Raw genomic sequence first — 16,164 nt, 5'->3', positions numbered from 1 at the left:
ATTACCACCTCTGAACTCTACTGTTGAACGAAAGAGTAAATAGTAGCGTCATCTCTGCGTTAAGGAGATAAAGCCGTAAGCATCGAAAGCTGTTTGCGGGAAATAGGGTGGAACCACGTGACCAACGCTCGTCCCTTTGCTTTAAGCAGAGGGATGGGCGTTTTTTAATTTTTATGCTTTTCTCTGTTTATGAAAGGAATACGAATAGATCAAAAAATAAGAAGGAGTGTAGAACATGGCAGAAATTAAACTCATATTTCCAGATGGTGCAGAAAAGCAGTATCCACAAGGAATTACTGGAGAAGAGGTAGCAGCATCTATTTCCCCAGGACTAAAAAAACAAGCCCTGGCTATCAAGTTAGACGGGCAGCTTGTTGACTTACGAAGAAAGCTAGACAAGGGTGGAAAGCTAGAAATTATTACGTATAAGGATGAGGAAGGCATTGAAGTAATGCGGCACTCTACTGCCCATTTATTAGCGCAAGCGATTCGTCGTTTATACAAAGAGGTGAATTTTGGAGTAGGTCCTGTAATAGAAGAAGGATTTTATTATGACATGGATATGGAGCATTCCATTACTCCAGAGGACCTACCAAAGATTGAAAAAGAGATGAAGCGGATTATTGATGAAAATCTTGAAATTGAACGGATTGAGGTATCCCGTGAAGTAGCAAAGCAAATGTTTCAAGATATTGAAGATCCGCTCAAGCTTGAATTAATCGATGCTATTCCAGAAGATGAACAGGTAACTATTTATAAGCAAGGAGAGTTTTTTGACCTTTGTCGTGGTGTCCATGTGCCATCAACCAGTAAAATTAAAGCATTTAAGTTATTAAGCATATCTGGTGCATACTGGCGTGGGGATAGTAATAATAAACAACTGCAACGAATCTACGGAACAGCGTTTGAAAAGCCAAGTCAGGTAGATGAGTATTTGCGTATATTAGAAGAACGGAAGGAACGCGATCACCGTAAGCTTGGGAAAGAATTGGAAATCTTTACGGTAAATCAAAAGGTTGGCCAAGGGCTACCAATGTGGCTTCCGAAAGGAGCAACCATTCGTCGTATTATAGAACGCTATATTGTCGATTTGGAAGAACGATTAGGCTATGATCACGTGTATACTCCTGTATTAGGCAGTGTGGAGCTGTATAAAACAAGTGGCCATTGGGATCATTATCAAGACGATATGTTCCCTGAAATGCAAATGGATAACGAGGACCTTGTGCTAAGACCCATGAACTGTCCACATCATATGATGGTGTATAAAAATCAACTGCATAGCTATCGAGAATTGCCTATTCGCATAGCTGAATTAGGAATGATGCACCGTTATGAGATGTCTGGTGCTTTAGCAGGCTTACAACGTGTGCGTGCGATGACATTGAATGATGCGCACATATTTGCTCGTCCAGATCAAATGAAGGAAGAATTTATTCGCGTTGTAAACCTTGTTCAGCATGTTTATAAGGATTTTGGCATTAAGGATTATTACTTCCGTCTTTCCTATCGTGACCCGAATGATAAAGAAAAATATATTGATAATGATGAAATGTGGGAAAAAGCACAAGCAATGTTAAAGGAAACAATGGAAGAAATGAACCTACCATATGTGGAAGCAGAAGGAGAGGCTGCATTCTATGGACCTAAGCTTGATGTCCAAGTAAAAACAGCGTTAGGAAAAGATGAGACACTTTCTACTGTTCAGCTTGATTATCAGTTGCCAGAACGGTTTGATTTAACGTATATTGGCGAGGATGGTAAAGAGCATCGCCCGGTTGTTATTCATCGCGGAGTTGTCTCAACGATGGAACGCTTTGTTGCCTTTTTACTTGAAGAGTACAAAGGTGCATTTCCGACTTGGCTTGCACCTGTGCAAGTAAAAGTTATTCCTGTTTCACCTCAAATTCATTTAGATTATGCAAAAGAGGTAGCAGAAAAGCTTCAATTCCAAGGAATTCGAGTTAGTGTCGACGAACGAGATGAAAAAATCGGCTATAAAATTCGCGAAGCACAAACAGAAAAAATACCTTTTTCTTTAGTTGTTGGTGATAACGAAATGCAGGATAAGTCAGTAAATGCGAGAAGATATGGTGAAAAGCAATCTGATACAATGGCATATCATGCTTTTGAGGATTTGATTGTGGAAGAAATAGAAAAGCGTACGTTAAGAAAATAGTTCTGAAAAGATTAGAACAGTACAATGAATTTCTAAAGCGCAGTTGACGAAGCAGAATTCGTATGCTATGATGTATAAGTTGAATAAATTATATAAGATCTGAGACAAGTAGAAGCACCCGCTTCTCACCTGTTCAACGCATGTTGCTGTTGACTGGTTTTATTTTCTTTAACATATACAATTATGGAGAAGTGTGGGTGCAATTTTGTACCTGCACTTTTTTACTTGTCATAGGATCGGTGTTAATTATTATTTGGAGGTGGCTGGCTATTAGCAAAGATATGAATGTCAATGACAAAATACGTGCTCGGGAAGTACGTCTAATCGACTCAAATGGTGATCAGCTTGGCGTGAAATCTCGTCAGGATGCACTGGAGATTGCACAAAAACGGAATCTTGATCTCGTTTTAGTTGCTCCGACTGCAAAACCACCTGTTTGTCGAATCATGGACTATGGAAAGTTTCGTTATGAGCAACAAAAGAAAGACAAAGAAGCTCGTAAAAAACAAAAAATTATTAATGTAAAAGAAGTACGATTTACACCAGGTATTGGTGAACATGATTTCAATACGAAATTGAAAAATGCTCGTAAGTTCCTTGAAAAGGGAGATAAGGTAAAAGCAGCAGTTCGTTTCCGTGGACGCGCGATTACGCATAAAGAGCTTGGACAGGAAGTATTGGATCGTTTAGCAGAAGAAGTAAAAGATATCGCAACTGTTGAGTCAAAGGCAAAAATGGAAGGCCGTAATATGTTTATTATGTTGGCTCCTATAGTTGAAAAATAATTTAATGTTTTAATGAGGAGGAAAACAATATGCCAAAAATGAAAACCCATAAAGGGTCTCAAAAACGCTTTAAAAAGACAGGTTCAGGAAAACTAAAACGTTCACACGCATATACAAGTCATATGTTTGCTCATAAATCTCAAAAGCAAAAGCGCAAGCTTCGTAAAGCGTCTATCGTATCTTCAGGAGATTTCAAACGTATTAAAACAATGCTTCCATACAAGTAAGCACTAATTCAATGAAAAAAACATTAATGATACAGATTGTAATTTAGGAGGGAATTATTATGCCACGTGTTAAAGGTGGAACAGTTACACGTCAACGTCGTAAACGTGTATTAAAACTTGCAAAAGGTTATTATGGTTCAAAAAGAACGTTATTTAAAACAGCAAAACAACAAGTAATTAAATCAGGTCAGTATGCATATCGTGACCGCAAACAGAAAAAACGTGAATTCCGTAAGCTTTGGATTGCGCGTATTAATGCGGCAGCACGTATGAATGACCTTTCTTATAATAAGCTTATGCACGGTTTAAAGCTAGCAGGAATTGAAATCAATCGTAAAATGCTTTCAGATCTTGCAATTCATGATGAAAAAGCATTTTCTCAATTAGCAGAAAAAGCAAAAGCAGCACTTAAATAATGACAATGTGGGGCCAAATCTGGAGAAAATAACAGGTTTGGCTTTTCTAGTTTTTTGACAGGGGAGAACTGACTATGACAACAATTATAATTTTGTATTATCTTAGTTTGAATGTTTTAGGATTTGTTTTAATGGGAGTAGATAAGGAAAAAGCGAAAAAGCATAAATGGCGGATTCCAGAACAACAATTGTTAACACTTGTTTTATTAGGTGGAGGTGTTGGGGTATGGAGTGGGATGCGTTTCTTTCATCACAAAACAAGACACACGAAGTTTACGATTGGCATACCGTTTCTTCTTCTCATCCATATCGGTGTTGTTATTTATATGAGTCGTGTCTTATAATTATGAAGAATATAGTAACCTAAATAGCTGTCATAATCGCTCGTCTTCTGTCATATAGGTGTATAGGAGGAGGTGTGAAGTGAACGACTTCATATAGAGGGAGGAGCATCATGGAACTGTTTCGCAATTATATGATGGCTTTTTTGGAAACCGGCGGATTGTTTGCACCTATTCTATTTATTAGCTTTCACCTGCTTCGACCGTTATTTTTCTTGCCAGTTGTTTTTATTTGTGTATCAGGGGGGATATTGTTTGGTGCGATAGCAGGAACCTTTTATTCATTGATTGGAATAACCCTTTCAAGTATTTTATTTTATATAATCGTTCAGCGAATGCCAGGAACATCCCAAAAACTGCTTGTTTTACGAAGAAAATTAATTGGCAAACACGCCGAATTAACTACATCCCAAATTGCTTTATTGCGGTTAATTCCGTTTATACATTTTCATTTACTTTCATTATGTTTAATTGAAATAACTGCTAGCTTCAAAGAGTATACAAAATTCTCTTTCCTATCAAATATACCACTGGCATTCATCTATACTTCTTTAGGTCAATGGCTATCGAATTTGTCTCCTCTTTATATTGTCTCCGTATTAATGGCATTGTTACCACTTATATATTTGCTCCGTCGAAAAGAAATCAGCATTAAATGGAGAGAGTTTTTTGAAGCAACAACTTAAAAAAACGCATCTCAATATAGGGAAGTAGTTCCAATATCGTGGAGAAAATCTAAAAACGTAATCCAAATAACATATGATTACGTAGCATAAATAGTTAGGCAAAAAAGAATACAAATAGCAAACAAGAAGCTTGAGGGAATTTTTATAGCTCTCAAGCTTTTTCATCTTTAATATAATGTACTTGTAAAACGGAAGCCCCTTTAGTTAAATTCGGATAGTTCCGAAAAGAACACCCTCACTTCCTCTGGTAATTCCTCTACCGCAAGGATTTTTAGTCGCTCCGTTCCTGGAGTAGTCATCACTACATAGGACTTACCCCTATAATCAAATATCGTAAACTGCCCTATCCAATCTGCGGAGTTATTTTGAATATAATGAAAGTCTTCTTCTGTAAAATTATCCTCATACCCATCTAACATATGTTTTTGTACTTCCTCAAAACTTTCTGCGAATGTCAATTCTTGATACAGTTCCAGTGAGTCCTTAGGTGTAAATAAATATACGTAGTACAATGAACCTCCAACTATTATTAAGACGAATGCTATGAAGGTAATCCATTTTTTAAGCGTCTTTTTCTCCCCCTTTTCCTCTTCAGCTAACTTGCCCGATAGTTGAAGAACTAATTTTTCTTAATTTAACTATATTTTACTATGTAATCAAATAAAGCCCTTGAAGTTTTTGGATAAAAATTCTATGCCAAATAACAAGTAAAATGACACCCTCTAGCGCATGTTAACATTATCCATTGTCAATATGCTTTTAGGGGTGCTAGTTACAGTGTTATCTTTGGATTTTTTCACTTGAAATGTTGATGTATCAACATAAATAGGTCTGCTATTTATTATGGGACAAGCTATTCGAATTCACATGCTATTTACTGTGCTTCTCCACAAATACGGAACTACTCACAATAAAGGGATGCGTCTTTTTTATTGACAAAAGTGAACATAGTTACTGCTCTTTTTCAATTTGTTTTAACAATAGTTGATTAATTGGATGTTTCCAATTAATCTTTGCGAAAGGATAGCGAATTAATAGCTCTTCTTCCAAAAAGTACAGATCCTCACGTGTTAATCCTTTTAATTGTAGTGGATTGTTAACAATGACTTGAATATTTACGACTTCAAATGAATTTTCTGTTGTGCCTAAATATTTTTCACCTTCAAATAAGCACCCTTTATAAACAAAGTGAAGATTCTTTTTACTGTTTGTTGGATCATCTAGCAAAAAGAATTCATTTGTACTTTGCGCTATGTGCAACCGCCTCTTCGGATTACGATAATATTGAATTCCCGTATAAATTAATATGAGAAGTGATATGATTATTAGAATACGAAATAACACAACCACCATCATTTCCACACGTCTCCTTGCTGCAAGTTAGTACTCTTTATACGTATCAAAGCAAATAGAGGTTTCACTTTTATAAAAAAACAATGGTAAAATGATATTATGTGCATAGAAAAATAGATTAAAGGGAAGACGTTTGCTTTGAAAGCAGCATACGATCTAGAATAATGCAGCTTACAAGAAAAGGGGATAGACATGGAATATAATGTAAAAATTAATTTAGTACATGAAGATGCAAAGCTACCATATCGAGCAAATGAAGGGGACGCTGGTTTAGATTTATTTTCAATCGAAGAGAAAATAATCAAAGCAGGAGAGGTCGAGTTAGTAAATACAGGAATACAAATCGAATTACCAAAAGGGACAGAAGCGCAAATTAGACCACGAAGCGGATTAGCATTAAAACATTCAATAACTGTTCTAAATAGTCCGGGCACTATTGATGAAGGATATCGCGGTGAAATAAAAATTATCTTAATCAACCATGGAAAAACGGATTTTAAAGTAACAAAGCATATGCGAATTGCACAAATGATAATCGCCCCCGTCTTAAAAGTGAATTTGATACAATCAGATGGCTTGTCTAAAACGGATAGAGGAATAGGCGGCTTCGGTTCATCTGGAAAATAACGTTTATGAATAATAGAAATCGTAAACGATTATAATAGCATGTTCACTTGTTTAGAATAGTAATAGCTAGTCAAAAACAATTAAATACTTTGTGAATCGAAATAAAACAGCTATAATATTAATCATAGAATGAAAAGGAGGTCATCATACATATGGCTAAATTAGATGAAACATTAACAATGCTGAAAGATTTAACGGATGCAAAAGGGATTTCTGGAAATGAGCAGGAAGCAAGAAAGGTGATGGATCACTATATTCGTCCTTATGCAGACGAAGTGTATACCGACAATCTTGGGAGTCTTGTAGCGAAAAAGACTGGAAAAGAAGATGGCCCTAAGATTATGGTGGCCGGGCATTTAGATGAAATTGGTTTCATGGTGACACGGATTGACGATAAAGGCTTTATTTATTTTCAAACTATTGGCGGCTGGTGGAGCCAGGTGATGCTTGCACAACGTGTAACTATCATGACGAGTGAGGGAGATGTCACTGGAGTGATTGGCTCGAAGCCACCTCATATTTTATCCGCAGAAGCACGTAAAAAGCCAGTAGACATTAAAGATATGTTTATTGATATTGGAGCTTCAAGTAAAGAGGAAGCAGCGGAGTTTGGTGTGAAGCCTGGTGATTCAATTGTTCCATATTTTGAATTCACACAAATGAAAAATGAAAAAATGCTATTAGCTAAGGCATGGGATAATCGAATCGGCTGTGCAATAGCTATTGAAGTATTAAAACAATTAAAGGACGCTGACCACCCGAATATCGTCTATGGTGTAGGAACCATTCAAGAAGAGGTTGGTCTCCGTGGGGCACGTACGTCCGCTCATTTAATTCAACCAGACATTGGCTTTGGTGTAGATGTAGGCATAGCAGGAGATACACCAGGAATATCTGATCATGAGGCTGACTCAAAGCTTGGAAAGGGACCTCAGCTCGTTCTTTATGATGCTTCGATGATCTCACATAAAGGCTTACGTGATCTTGTCGTTGAAACAGCAGATAAGCATGATATTCCATACCAATACACATCCATTGCTGGTGGTGGCACGGATTCTGGTTCCATTCATTTAACAGCAAACGGCGTTCCATCCTTATCTATTACGATTGCAACAAGGTATATTCATTCTCATGCCGCTATTTTGCATCGTGATGATTTTGAAAATGCGGTGAAGTTGATTGTAGAAGTGATTAAGCAGCTCGATCATGATAAAGTGAAAGAAATAATTTTAGCTTAATTTTAAGCGACTAACTTTTTTAAAATATATTAGAGGATAATATGTTTCGGTCTCGGACATATTATCCTTTTTTATTATTGAAAATATTAAGAAATCAATGTAAAATAAAAAAAGAACATATGATCGCTGCATCTGGAAATAAATCGAAGTCGGAGGTGAAAAAAGGTTATTGAGTAAAAGCAAATGTTGATTGTTATGTTTACTCTAATAATAAGGAGGAGAACAGCCAATGATTTATAAAGTTGGTCAGATTATGTTGTATGTGAAAAACCAAGATGAGGCCGTTCGTTTTTGGACTGAGAAACTAGGATTTAGTGTAATTGCGGAAGAAAATAATAGTCAAGGAATGAGGTGGATTGAAATTGCCCCTTCGGAAAATGCAGAAACAACAATTATCCTTCATAACAAAGAAATGGTTGCTAAAATGTCACCAGGCTTAAATCTTGATACACCTTCCTTGATGTTTTTCTCAGAAGATATTGAACAGATGCGGAACGAATTAATCGGTAAACATATTACAGTAGGTGATATAGTAAATATGCCTTCAGGAAGAGTTTTTAATTTTGCAGATGATGAAGAAAACTATTTTGCTGTTATGGAACGAAGGTAAAAGCAATTAAAGAAGTGAAATATATCCCATTATTATGAAGGAAGAGGTGAGTCATTGTGTCTACGAAGGGAAAACAAAGAAGAATAATTTTGGATTTAGCAGTGACTTTGGATGGCTTCGTTGAAGGGAAGAACGGAGAAGTTGATTGGTGTATTATGGATTCAGAAATGGAATTCACTAATTTTTTAAATCAAATTGATACTATTTTTTATGGGCGAAAAAGCTATGATTTATGGGGAAATTATGCAGCGGAAAATAATGATTCAGAAAAAGAAATGTGGGAAATAATTCAGAGAAAAGAAAAATATGTATTTTCAAAAACTAGAAAAGGCCTCGATAATAACGCAGTTTATATAAATAATAATATTGTCGAAGAAGTAAATAAGTTGAAAAAGAAGCCTGGGAAAGACATCTGGCTCTATGGAGGATCAAGTCTTATAACTACTTTTGTGAATTTGGGACTTGTTGATGAGTTTAGATTATCGATTCATCCAATTATATTAGGAGAAGGAAAACTTTTGTTTAATGATATAAAAAAGAGTTCACATCTCAAGCTGATAAAGTCCCGAACATTTTCTTCTGGAGTTGTTCAGTTAATCTATCATGTAAATGCGAATTAATTGTAAAAAATACGATTACATTTTCTGAGAAGGAAAGATGAGTTGATAGTATAAAGGAGATTACATATCATGTCATGTAATCTCCTTCCTTTAGTTATCCTAATGATCTTGATAGGTTTTTGTAAACCGTATGATATTACGCAAGATAATTTTTCATTACCTTAGATACATAGTTCTTCGTTTCAGAGAAAGGGGGAACACCCTGATATTTGTCGACATTTCCTGGACCGGCATTATAAGCTGCTAATGCAAGTTCAAGATTACCGTTATATTTTTGAAGCATTTGACTTAAATACTTCGTTCCTCCTTCAATATTTTGAATAGGATCGAATGGATTATGTACACCAAGCCCACGTGCAGTGTTTGGCATAAGCTGCATCATACCAATTGCACCCGCACTACTTTTTGCAGAAGGATTGTAATTTGACTCCATTTTTATAACCGCGTGAATAAGGCGGTCATCCACACCATATTTATGAGCGATTGCTTGAATAGAGGAATCTAATTCTTCATTTGAACTAGATAGCATCTTACTTGACGATACATTCGTTGCATAATCTAGCACCGAAGTAGTTCTGTTTCTAGTGTAAGGCTGCATTGATAGTCCATTTAACGATTCCGCTTCGTTAATTTTATCCTGTAGCAATTGTTTAAATGCTAAATCCACCATCGGTGAATACGATGAGAAAGATTTGGTGCTTGAATTCGATGTTAATAAGCTCATCGCCTGCATTTGCATGAATTGCTGCATGTATCGTATATCCATTCCTTAATCACTCCTTCAGCCTACCTAAGTATATTCTACTATAAATATAGATTCTAGCAATTGTTTTTTTTGATAGCTTATATTAATACAAGGGGTTAGGTTAGTAAAAGACAGCTCTTTCCCTCTCGAATTAATAGGTCATGATAAAATTGATCCTCACCAATACAAATAACACGATCACATAAATGGATAATTTCATCCATATCATGAGAGGTATATAAAATTATCTTGTTGTTTTCCTTTGCTTCTTTTTGAAGATAAGCTCCGATTTCTTTGCGTGATTTTAAATCAATTCCTACTGTCGGCTCGTCTAACAATAGAAGTTTAGGATCATGAATCATACTAATGGCCAGGTTTAACTTTCGTTTCATACCACCAGACAAGGTGGAAACTTTTTCTTCCCATTTATCTAACTTCATCTGTGCACAAAGGCTTTGTAACGCAGTTGTTGATTTCTTTGTCCATGATAGTTTTTCAAAAAAGCGCATGTTTTCAGCAACTGTAAAATGTTCCCAAAGAACGATATCCTGCGGAACAAAACCGATTCGCTTTCTTACTTCCTTCAACTGTTTTGTGTATGATTTTCCTTCTAACGTGATGGATCCCGCATCTGGTAAATCTAATGTCGCCAATAGCTTTAGCAAAGTCGATTTACCAGCCCCATTTTCACCAACGAGTCCAATAATTTCTCCATCCACTGCAGAGAATGTGAGCTGATTGAGGACGGTATTTCTTCCAAAACGTTTATGAATGCCATTTACTTGGAGCATTGCTGTTCTCCTTTCGTATGTACCATAGTGCAATGATGAATAAAAATAGTGCTAGCCAGTTCCAAATCGGTTTATTATGAAGTAAATAGGTTATCGGATGGTATGTATAGACCCAACCCATAGAATTTGGAAATAGATCAGTAGGTAGGATTACACCACTTGTAATAGCGAATAATAAAACAATTGCCAATCCAGTTCCATAAAGTGTATATATATTTTTAACACATAATGCAATAATAAAAGATCCAGCTACCGTCATCCATCGAAAGGTTATGATGGAAAGGAATAACTCGGTTGAAATGGAGGAATCGTATATTCGTTGCAGTATGACAAAGGATAGACTGTCAATAATAAGAAAGAGCAACAAGTATAGAAAGGCATTGCCGAGTAAATACGCAGAAAAAGATATCCGCATAAAAGCAAATCTACTCGTTAGCTTTTTTTCACGTTCCTTCACCATCCAATCAAACAAGAAAAACGTACTTAGAATCAGGAACAGACCCCAGATTCCCCAAGGATTTGGATCCCAAAGCCTTGAGCTTGATCCTTGTTTTTTCGTTTCCCCGAAAAAAGAAAAGGTAGATGTTAATAAATCTTCTTCTTTTTGAATCTCCTTGCTCTTAGAAGTAATCTCTTCCCAGCTCCACCTTTTTTCATAAGGGGGATATTTCTCAGCTAATCTCATTACATAGAATGCAGCCTTTGATCTACCTGTTTCTTGTTGTACCAATGATACAACCATTTCTTTGATAGGAGAATATGCAAAGGAAAGGTCGGATCGATAGGCCGTAATGACGTTTTTTCGGTTTCCTTTTTGAATTTGTTCGCCATAGTCTTCTTCAATAACAAATACACTATCTAGATCATGAGCCTCCAGCTGCTTTAAGGCATCTTTTTCTTGAAGAATTTGAACTTGAACAAAGGGGGAGGCAGCAATATCTGAGTATAACTGTTGAGCGAACGGACTATCATCGTGTAGGACAAGTCCTATTGGGATTTGGGCATCCTCTTGAAAAGCGTGAGCTGCCTGAATAATAATTATCGTTCCAAAGAGTGGAAGGAATAACCAAAATAATAGGCTAATCAGTTGCTTTTTCCAATGGAGCCATCTTGTTATCCATATAGATTTCATTAAGATACTCGCTCCTTCCATATCGAAGCTGCAATCAACATACAAGTAGAAACAATGAGCGTTAATAGGAGAGGCTGCCAGACTACACTTATCCGATCATTCAAGACAATTTCTTGTAGCCAATAAAAAGCGTGCTTTGCATATATCCCTTCAATAACAGCTTGGAATTGTATAGGAAAATAAATGGTTGGAATGATAGCACCACTAAAAAACAAGGAAAAGGTGATGAACATGATTTGCAGTAAGATCCGAAATTTTGCAGAACGAATAAGCAGCTCAATTAATGCTAACAGTTTTAGAGCAATCAGAATGTATAGAAATATTATTCCAGAAATCCGGATGTAATCGTTCACCACTAGGTCTAACTTTAAAAAATAATGAATGAAAAAAAGCGATAAACTAAAAAGAATCATTACCGTACCAATTGTAACGATAATTCGTGCTATTACTTGCTGTATTTGAGTAACACCATAGAGCTTCATTCGTTGCCTTAAAAGAACGCTTCCTTCTTGATATAGCAGATTAAAAAGGGAGAAGGTCCACACCGTTAGGGTAATAAACCAGCTAGCCATACTAAAATACAACACGGGGGAAGAAGTAGTTTGATTTATTATCGTTTCTTCAGATACGACACTATCCTTTCCCATCGCATAGAAAACAAATTCTTTAAATTGTTCAAAAAGAAGTGTGTCACGTTCATCCTTTGGCATCCCTAATTCGCGTGCATAATAGTTAATCGTTAAAATATTAGCTTGTGATGCTGTTATGTGTCTCGTAACACTATCAATTAATGATTTTATAAGCTGACTATTTGTCGGCTGTTGCGGATTCCCTAATACGTGAATCTTGACTTTGTCTCCTTCGTAAAGATTTTGCACAAAGTTCTCTGGAAAAACAATGCTTGCACTGAGCGTGTTCTGTGTTAATTGTTCATTGGATTCCAGAGCATCCATGCTTTCTATATCTAAGTAACTTCCTAATTGTGATGCACTTTCAATTAATTGCACAACCATTTTTGTTTCTTTCGATTGGTCTAAGTCAACCAATCCGACACGGATTGGTTCTTTTTCTTGGGGAGAAAAAAAAGTGGCAATGATTAACGTTCCCATCGCAATAAGGAGGATGGGAAAAAGCAAAATAAGAGGAAGTGAGAGCCACTTCCTCTGTAATTGCATGCTATATTGCTTCACAAATAAAATAAGATGTTTGATAAAAACCATGCAACCACTCATTTCTTGCCGTTCAAATTTAAAGATTGAGGAGGGGCCTTACCAAACAGGTCCCATAATCCCCATCATCCATTCTTGAAAACGCGGCATAACTTCTGCTTCAACATAATTCATCATTTCATCAGGCGTCATTTCACCTATATTTTGTACATTATCTTTATTTGGCATTTCGACGCTTTTAATTGTTTTTGCATCCTTGTTCATATAGAGAGTGAACATATCTTGTTCCATATCAGGGCTTTCAAGTGAAAATTCATGCGTTGATTTCATGCTATCTTTTTTATAGGATGCATTTCCTGCCCAAACTAACTTTCCTTCAGTTGAAGAATCCCGTAGTGAAAAAATACGTTCAAAGTCCTTTGTACCATCTTTTAACGTTTCTGAACCTTGATAAGCCATTTCGATTTCATCTACTACTAGTTTAATAGAATCTTCTACCTTTTTGCCATCCCATGCTAAATCACCAGTCAGATTTAATGTTCCTTCTTCATAGGAGTCCTTAAAGTTAAAGTCATAGGAAAAAGACTGTGTTTTTTCTTCTAAAAGCTGTGTTCCATCTAAGGATAGTGTAACAAGCTCTTCCTTCGTTGGTCCTAATTCGATAGTAAAGCTTCGTTTAACAATTAATTCGTCCTTTGTCCATATCGTAGATGTTAAACCATTTGGAATTTGAAAATCCTTTAATTCTTTATCGGCTTCTTTTGTAGCTTTTTCAAATTCGTTAACGAAAGCGTCAGCCTCTTTTTCAATTGCAGGTGTTAAAGTATTGGGAATTGAAATACCTGCACCGAATTGTTGAATTTGATATTGTTCTTTGATCATTTCTTTGAGTTTTTTATCGTTCGCCATTTTTGTAAAAATTGTCGAGAGAAGCTCTTTTACCTCTTTTTCAGAAAGGTTCAGCGTAATTTTCTCTGTTTTTACTGACTTTCCTTCAATTTCAACTTTGTCATCTTCAGACGAGAATGCACCCTCAGGCAGTTCTTCATAAATTAGCTTTAAATACTCTTTTTGAAGATATTCGAGGTCTTCTTCTGGGTAAAGGCTACTTGTATTTTCAAATAGGGCTCCTAGATCAACTGTTGTATCCTCGGAGAACGTTGTTGGGTCGGCTTCATATAGTAGTCTTCCTATGTCATTTCCTTTTACTTGAAGTAATTCATCTAAAAATGGTAACCCAACAAGCATATCTTCTTCGGTAAGATAAAAGTCAATACTGCCAAGGTCCATCTCAGCAAAATTCCCGCTGATTTTAGAAGCCAGCTGCTTTTTCTCTATATCTGTTTCTGTTGTAATCGTTAGCTTTGAATTATTAATGATTTGATCAGGACTAATGAAGCCCCCATAGCTTCCGTACGGATCGTTGTATTCTGCAGTAAGCGCATAAGTTGTACTTGATGGGTCTTCTGTTGTTTTTTCTTTCCAGTCTAGCTCTTGCTCATAACGATTTTCTATTTGTTCTGTCATGAATTCAATCGTTGCTTTCTCCGCTTGGAAATAGTTCGTTTTTGGCGAACCTAATGACAGCATAGCGGCTGCAATTCCACCACCAATAAGGAGCAGGGCAACAAGTACAATAGCAATTAGTTTCTTTGACCCTTTTGATTTCTTTGGTTCTTCTGTAAACGTTTCTTCCATTATGTAATCCCCTTTCGATTTGCGCACACATGATAATGTAATTAGGTATAAAAGCGCATACGATTATTTTATCTGAATCCATCTTATAGTCAATCGATTTTGAAAAAATAATTGGATTTTTTGGAAAGGGGTGGGAAAATTTATATAGGTGAACCATATTTAAAATAATCTGAATGATGAAGCTGTGTTCCAAAATAAGAAAAAGGCCAAAGTAGAGCCTCCCAATGTAATCTAATATTTGGGGGCTATACTAGGACCTTTTTTGGGGAATTTCTAGCTTTAGTTGTAGCAATAACCGTTATTAACTCAAGGATGACGCTTCCTTTACACCTTGTTCTAGTGCGTCCAACATTTCTTGTTTTTCTTGATCGTTTGATTGCTTCCAAATGAGCTCAAATAAAACACCTAGTCCGGGGAGCATCTTTTCTTCTCCATTTTGAATTGCGTCTACAATTGTTGCTTCTAACTGTTCTTGATTGTTTGAAGAAATGTTGGTGATAATTGCTTTTCTTAAATTTAAATTCATTTTTATCACTCCTAATTCACAATTTGCTATAGATAGTTTGACCGGGATAGCAATAAATATGTATGATTAGAATGGCTAATTTGAAGAATAGGAATGATTTTATGGTGATAACCTCTGTACAAAATGATAACGTTAAATATTGGCGCAAGCTGCATAAACGAAAAGAACGTAGTAAAACAAATACGTTTCTAGTAGAAGGATTTCATTTGGTGGAAGAAGCGGTAAAGAGCGATTGGCCTATTATTGAGCTCTTAGTAGATGAAAATATAACAGTACCAGATTGGTGCGCTGGACTCGAAATTACAACGCTTAGCAAGTCTGTGTTTGCTCATATATCACAGACAGAAGCGCCTCAAGGCATTGCGGCTATCTTACAGCAGAAGAAGCAACAAAGTGTGGAAGGAAACCACTTGCTTTTAGTGGACGCGATACAAGATCCGGGAAATTTAGGCACTTTAATTCGTACAGCAGATGCGGCTGGCTTGGATATGGTTGTTTTAGGTAAAGGAACGGTCGACCTGTACAATGATAAAGTAATTCGAGCTACACAAGGTTCTTTGTTTCATTTACCAGTCATTACTGGTGATCTAGTGACTATAGCGCAAGATTTACAGCAACAAGGAGTTGCGATTTGGGCGAGTGCTTTAAAAAATGCAAGTTCTTATCATACTGTTCATCCTAAAGAGAGAACAGCATTGATTGTTGGAAACGAAGGGTCCGGTATACAGGAGGATCTGTTTAAGCTGGCAACAACACGGGTAACAATTCCCATTTATGGGGATGCAGAATCATTAAATGTGGGGATTGCAGCAGGAATTTTAATGTACCATATTAAAACCATTGCAAACGAGTAATAAATTACTTATAATCATAATACAATGTGAATTGCATATTATGAGCGAAGAAGGAGCTAGCAGCAATCCGATTTGTTCTGTGTAAAAGGGAGGAAATGTCATAGACTGAGAGCATTTCCAATACAGAAATTGCTGTCATTTCACTCTGGAGCTGACACTTGGACCTT

Annotated in this window: 18 protein-coding genes, 1 pseudogene and 2 other annotated features (1 of these 21 running past the window's edge); of the genes and pseudogenes, 11 read left to right on the top strand and 8 right to left on the bottom strand. The window is 36.3% G+C overall.

The annotated features are described in order from the left end of the window. Nucleotides 1–139, top strand: a binding site (T-box leader); it begins 90 nt to the left of the window's first position. A 96-nt stretch (nt 140–235) separates the two neighbouring features. The 6 genes from thrS (at nt 236) to QBK89_RS04345 (ending at nt 4,634) form a co-directional block, all read left to right on the top strand. Beyond that, complete coding sequence (gene thrS, locus QBK89_RS04370) at nt 236–2,179, top strand: threonine--tRNA ligase (RefSeq protein WP_284139800.1); 1,944 nt, start codon at nt 236–238, stop codon at nt 2,177–2,179. Nucleotides 2,180–2,279: 100 nt separating this feature from the next. Then, nucleotides 2,280–2,408 (top strand) — a sequence feature (ribosomal protein L20 leader region). 52 nt (nt 2,409–2,460) lie between these two features. Continuing rightward, the gene (gene infC, locus QBK89_RS04365; protein ID WP_284139890.1) at nt 2,461–2,964 is read left to right on the top strand and encodes a translation initiation factor IF-3; all 504 of its coding nucleotides are present in this window, start codon (nt 2,461–2,463) and stop codon (nt 2,962–2,964) included. A gap of 29 nt (nt 2,965–2,993) precedes the next feature. Further along, entirely contained in the window at nt 2,994–3,191 is a 198-nt protein-coding gene (gene rpmI, locus QBK89_RS04360; protein ID WP_284139799.1) for a 50S ribosomal protein L35, read from the top strand. A gap of 59 nt (nt 3,192–3,250) precedes the next feature. Then, nucleotides 3,251–3,607, top strand: a complete 357-nt coding sequence (gene rplT / locus QBK89_RS04355; RefSeq protein WP_284139798.1) for a 50S ribosomal protein L20 — start codon at nt 3,251–3,253, stop codon at nt 3,605–3,607. 74 nt (nt 3,608–3,681) lie between these two features. Beyond that, nucleotides 3,682–3,951 carry a DUF1294 domain-containing protein gene (locus tag QBK89_RS04350; RefSeq protein ID WP_284139797.1) on the top strand — a complete coding sequence of 90 codons (270 nt, stop codon included), beginning with the start codon at nt 3,682–3,684 and terminating at the stop codon, nt 3,949–3,951. A 110-nt stretch (nt 3,952–4,061) separates the two neighbouring features. Next, a complete protein-coding gene (locus tag QBK89_RS04345; protein ID WP_284139796.1) occupies nt 4,062–4,634 on the top strand; it encodes a TVP38/TMEM64 family protein in 573 nt (190 codons plus the stop codon). A gap of 200 nt (nt 4,635–4,834) precedes the next feature. On the opposite strand, the gene QBK89_RS04340 is transcribed toward QBK89_RS04345, so the two are convergent. Both QBK89_RS04340 and QBK89_RS04335 read right to left on the bottom strand, forming a co-directional pair. After that, entirely contained in the window at nt 4,835–5,146 is a 312-nt protein-coding gene (locus QBK89_RS04340; protein WP_284139795.1) for a hypothetical protein, read from the bottom strand. 439 nt (nt 5,147–5,585) lie between these two features. Continuing rightward, nucleotides 5,586–5,990 carry a sigma-w pathway protein ysdB gene (locus tag QBK89_RS04335; protein WP_349774620.1) on the bottom strand — a complete coding sequence of 135 codons (405 nt, stop codon included), beginning with the start codon at nt 5,988–5,990 and terminating at the stop codon, nt 5,586–5,588. Nucleotides 5,991–6,170: 180 nt separating this feature from the next. Here QBK89_RS04335 and dut point away from each other — a divergent pair. The 4 genes and pseudogenes from dut to QBK89_RS04315 all read left to right on the top strand — a co-directional run. Beyond that, nucleotides 6,171–6,614, top strand: a pseudogene (gene dut / locus QBK89_RS04330) (dUTP diphosphatase); the annotation flags it as partial. 152 nt (nt 6,615–6,766) lie between these two features. After that, nucleotides 6,767–7,852, top strand: a complete 1,086-nt coding sequence (locus QBK89_RS04325) for a M42 family metallopeptidase (RefSeq protein ID WP_284139793.1) — start codon at nt 6,767–6,769, stop codon at nt 7,850–7,852. 229 nt (nt 7,853–8,081) lie between these two features. After that, a complete protein-coding gene (locus QBK89_RS04320) occupies nt 8,082–8,462 on the top strand; it encodes a VOC family protein (protein ID WP_284139792.1) in 381 nt (126 codons plus the stop codon). 56 nt (nt 8,463–8,518) lie between these two features. Then, nucleotides 8,519–9,082, top strand: coding sequence for a dihydrofolate reductase family protein (locus tag QBK89_RS04315; protein ID WP_284139791.1), 564 nt, complete (start codon nt 8,519–8,521; stop codon nt 9,080–9,082). Between the two features lie 136 nt (nt 9,083–9,218). Here the strand turns inward: QBK89_RS04315 and QBK89_RS04310 are convergent, their stop codons facing one another. The 6 genes from QBK89_RS04310 to sspI all read right to left on the bottom strand — a co-directional run bounded on the left by QBK89_RS04310 (nt 9,219) and on the right by sspI (nt 15,143). Further along, nucleotides 9,219–9,848, bottom strand: coding sequence for a lytic transglycosylase domain-containing protein (locus QBK89_RS04310; protein ID WP_284139790.1), 630 nt, complete (start codon nt 9,846–9,848; stop codon nt 9,219–9,221). A 95-nt stretch (nt 9,849–9,943) separates the two neighbouring features. Further along, a complete protein-coding gene (locus QBK89_RS04305; RefSeq protein ID WP_284139789.1) occupies nt 9,944–10,618 on the bottom strand; it encodes an ABC transporter ATP-binding protein in 675 nt (224 codons plus the stop codon). Further along, complete coding sequence (locus QBK89_RS04300; protein WP_284139788.1) at nt 10,593–11,750, bottom strand: ABC transporter permease; 1,158 nt, start codon at nt 11,748–11,750, stop codon at nt 10,593–10,595. Before QBK89_RS04300 ends, QBK89_RS04305 begins: the two co-directional genes overlap by 26 nt. Continuing rightward, the gene (locus tag QBK89_RS04295; RefSeq protein ID WP_284139787.1) at nt 11,750–12,970 is read right to left on the bottom strand and encodes an ABC transporter permease; all 1,221 of its coding nucleotides are present in this window, start codon (nt 12,968–12,970) and stop codon (nt 11,750–11,752) included. Before QBK89_RS04295 ends, QBK89_RS04300 begins: the two co-directional genes overlap by 1 nt. Before the next feature lie 48 nt (nt 12,971–13,018). Further along, the gene (locus tag QBK89_RS04290) at nt 13,019–14,617 is read right to left on the bottom strand and encodes a flagellar basal body-associated FliL family protein (protein WP_284139786.1); all 1,599 of its coding nucleotides are present in this window, start codon (nt 14,615–14,617) and stop codon (nt 13,019–13,021) included. Nucleotides 14,618–14,918: 301 nt separating this feature from the next. Next, entirely contained in the window at nt 14,919–15,143 is a 225-nt protein-coding gene (sspI, locus tag QBK89_RS04285; RefSeq protein WP_284139785.1) for a small acid-soluble spore protein SspI, read from the bottom strand. Between the two features lie 104 nt (nt 15,144–15,247). Here sspI and QBK89_RS04280 point away from each other — a divergent pair, with 104 nt between their 5' ends. Beyond that, the gene (locus QBK89_RS04280) at nt 15,248–15,997 is read left to right on the top strand and encodes a TrmH family RNA methyltransferase (RefSeq protein ID WP_284139888.1); all 750 of its coding nucleotides are present in this window, start codon (nt 15,248–15,250) and stop codon (nt 15,995–15,997) included. Nucleotides 15,998–16,164: the final 167 nt, after the last annotated feature.

The organism is Virgibacillus sp. LDC-1 (genome assembly GCF_030137545.1).
Classification (GTDB): domain Bacteria; phylum Bacillota; class Bacilli; order Bacillales; family Amphibacillaceae; genus LDC-1.
The sequence above is the reverse complement of the archived record's forward strand: the minus strand, read 5'-3'. Positions and strand labels throughout refer to the sequence as shown.

Coding starts and splice junctions, on each gene's coding strand:
- QBK89_RS04300 (WP_284139788.1), bottom strand. CDS start 11,750: ATGAAATCTATATGGATAACAAGATGGCTCCATTGGAAAAAGCAACTG.
- QBK89_RS04305 (WP_284139789.1), bottom strand. CDS start 10,618: ATGCTCCAAGTAAATGGCATTCATAAACGTTTTGGAAGAAATACCGTC.
- sspI (WP_284139785.1), bottom strand. CDS start 15,143: ATGAATTTAAATTTAAGAAAAGCAATTATCACCAACATTTCTTCAAAC.
- thrS (WP_284139800.1), top strand. CDS start 236: ATGGCAGAAATTAAACTCATATTTCCAGATGGTGCAGAAAAGCAGTAT.
- QBK89_RS04325 (WP_284139793.1), top strand. CDS start 6,767: ATGGCTAAATTAGATGAAACATTAACAATGCTGAAAGATTTAACGGAT.
- QBK89_RS04290 (WP_284139786.1), bottom strand. CDS start 14,617: ATGGAAGAAACGTTTACAGAAGAACCAAAGAAATCAAAAGGGTCAAAG.
- QBK89_RS04345 (WP_284139796.1), top strand. CDS start 4,062: ATGGAACTGTTTCGCAATTATATGATGGCTTTTTTGGAAACCGGCGGA.
- infC (WP_284139890.1), top strand. CDS start 2,461: ATGAATGTCAATGACAAAATACGTGCTCGGGAAGTACGTCTAATCGAC.
- QBK89_RS04350 (WP_284139797.1), top strand. CDS start 3,682: ATGACAACAATTATAATTTTGTATTATCTTAGTTTGAATGTTTTAGGA.
- rpmI (WP_284139799.1), top strand. CDS start 2,994: ATGCCAAAAATGAAAACCCATAAAGGGTCTCAAAAACGCTTTAAAAAG.
- QBK89_RS04295 (WP_284139787.1), bottom strand. CDS start 12,970: ATGGTTTTTATCAAACATCTTATTTTATTTGTGAAGCAATATAGCATG.
- QBK89_RS04335 (WP_349774620.1), bottom strand. CDS start 5,990: ATGATGGTGGTTGTGTTATTTCGTATTCTAATAATCATATCACTTCTC.
- QBK89_RS04310 (WP_284139790.1), bottom strand. CDS start 9,848: ATGGATATACGATACATGCAGCAATTCATGCAAATGCAGGCGATGAGC.
- QBK89_RS04320 (WP_284139792.1), top strand. CDS start 8,082: ATGATTTATAAAGTTGGTCAGATTATGTTGTATGTGAAAAACCAAGAT.
- rplT (WP_284139798.1), top strand. CDS start 3,251: ATGCCACGTGTTAAAGGTGGAACAGTTACACGTCAACGTCGTAAACGT.